1 protein-coding gene is annotated in these 2,033 nt (G+C 75.5%); it reads right to left on the bottom strand.

Annotation, left to right across the window (positions count from 1 at the left end):
* Window positions 1-18: 18 nt before the first annotated feature.
* Window positions 19-2,033: tetratricopeptide repeat protein (locus tag CCN56_RS37685; protein WP_107484292.1), on the bottom strand; the 2,015-nt coding region annotated here is incomplete at its 5' end.

Here is a 2,033-nt window from a genome sequence, read left to right as displayed (position 1 = left end):
CACCACATAGGACACGGCCTAAGGGGTGTCCGCCGAGGTGGGGGACGCCGGAGTGGGGGACGCCGGGATGGAGGACGCCGGGGTGAGGGACGCCAGGGCCTTCAGGCCCTCCAGGCACTCGTCGATCCGCTTGGCCAGGTTGTGCCGACGGGCGAGCTCCAGGCAGGACTCCCAGGTCGCGCGGGCCGCGGCCCACTCCCCGAAGTGGTGGTGGGCCCGGGCCGTGAAGACGAGGCAGTCGGCCGTGCCGCCCTGGTCGTTCATCCGGAGCCGGATGGCGAGCGCCTCCGCCAGGACCTCGAACGCCGCGTCGCGGTCCCCGAGGAGGCGCAGCACGTCGCCGTAGTTGGTGAGGGCGGTGGCGAGGAACACCCCGTGGCCGGTCCCCCTGACCAGGTCGATGACCTGGCGGTAGTCCGCGGCCGCCCGGTCCGGTTCGCCGCGCATCTTGTGGACGTCCGCGATGCGGCTGAGGAGGAGCGCCTCGCCGCGGGCGTTCCGGATCGCGCGGTAGAGGTCGCGGGAGCGCTCGGCGTGGACGAGCGCCTGCCCGGGGTCCCCGATCTGCAGGTACACCGCCGACATGTTGCCGAGGATCGACGCCTGGGCCGCGAGGTCCGCGCGCTCGGTGAAGAGGTCCAGGGCGATCCGGAGGTGCTCGAGGCAGGCCTCGTTCCGGAAGGCCATGCCGTGGGCGACGGCCGTGCGCCGGTGCAGCCAGGCCTGCCCGAGCCGGTCGTCGTGCCTGCGGGCGATGTCCATGGCCTGCTCCAGGCAGGCGTCCCACTCCCCCGTCCACCAGTGCGTGCTCGCGTGGCCGAAGAGCCCGACGGCGAGCCGCCAGGCGAGGTCGGAGCGGCCGAGCTCCCCGGCGCGGGTGAGGGCGTCCCGGACGGCCGGCAGCTCCTTCTCGGTCCACCGGATCGCCTCGTCGTCGTCCGCGAACTCGGGCAGCGACAGGTTCCGCACGGCCTCCCCGCCGAGCGGCGGCGGGGACTGCGTCTCCCGGGTGGCCGCCCGTGTCGCGGCCGCGAGGGCCGCGGCGTACCAGGAGAGCAGCCGGACGAGGGCCGTGGTGCGCTCCGTCTCGGTGTCCCCCTCGTCCCGCTGCGCCGCGTACTCGCCGAGCAGGTCGTGCAGTTGGTACCGGTCGGGCTCCGGGTTGAGGACGAGGTGGGCGTCGGCGAGGACGTCGAGGACGGCGGCGGCCCGCGCCTCCGTGACGTCGAGGAGCGCCGCGGCGGACTGCGGGGTGACCGGGTGGGCGGACCACACCCGCCCCAGGAGCCTGAAGGCCCGCGCGGCCTCCCGCTCCAGGGGCTGGTCGCTGTCCCGCATGGCCACGTAGCTCATGGCGAAGGTGCGCCGGACGTCGAAGTCCCCCATCGCGAGGGTGTCGAGCCGGCCCTGATGGGGCGTGAGTCGTTTCGCCAGGAGCGCGAGGGGCCAGGAGGGCCGGGAGGCCAGCCGGCCGCCGACGATGTGCAGGGCGAGCGGCAGGCCCCCGCAGGCGGCCATGATGTCGGCCAGCGCCTCGGGCTCGCTCCGTACCCGCTCGGCGCCGGCGAGCTTGGCGAGCAGCGCGCGCTGGTCGTGCTCCGGCAGCGGGGACAGCGGGACCTTGGCGGAGGCCGGCAGGTCGGCGAGCAGCTGACGGCTGGTGATCAGGGCGGCGCTGGGTCCGCCGGCCGGCAGCAGGGGCGCGACGTGGGCGGCGTTGCGGGCGTTGTCGAGGACCAGGAGCACGCGGCGCTCGGCGAGCGCCGACCGGAAGAGGAGGGCGCGGTCGTCGGTGTCCTCGGGCAGGGCGTCCTGGTGGACGCCCAGGTCGGACAGGAACCGGGCGAGCAGTTCGTGGGCCGTGCGCGCCCCGCCGGTGCAGTAGCCGCGCAGGTCGGCGTAGAGGGCGCCGTCGGGGAACGCCTCGCGCACCCGGTGCGCCACGTGCACCGCGAGGGCGGTCTTGCCGACGCCGCCCATGCCGGAGAGGACGACGGCCCGGACCCGGGCCGTCGTCCTCTCCGGCATGGGCG

It is taken from the genome of Streptomyces sp. NRRL B-24572 (genome assembly GCF_002156145.1).
GTDB lineage: Bacteria > Actinomycetota > Actinomycetes > Streptomycetales > Streptomycetaceae > Streptomyces > Streptomyces vietnamensis.
This window is presented reverse-complemented; position numbering and strand designations above follow the sequence as displayed.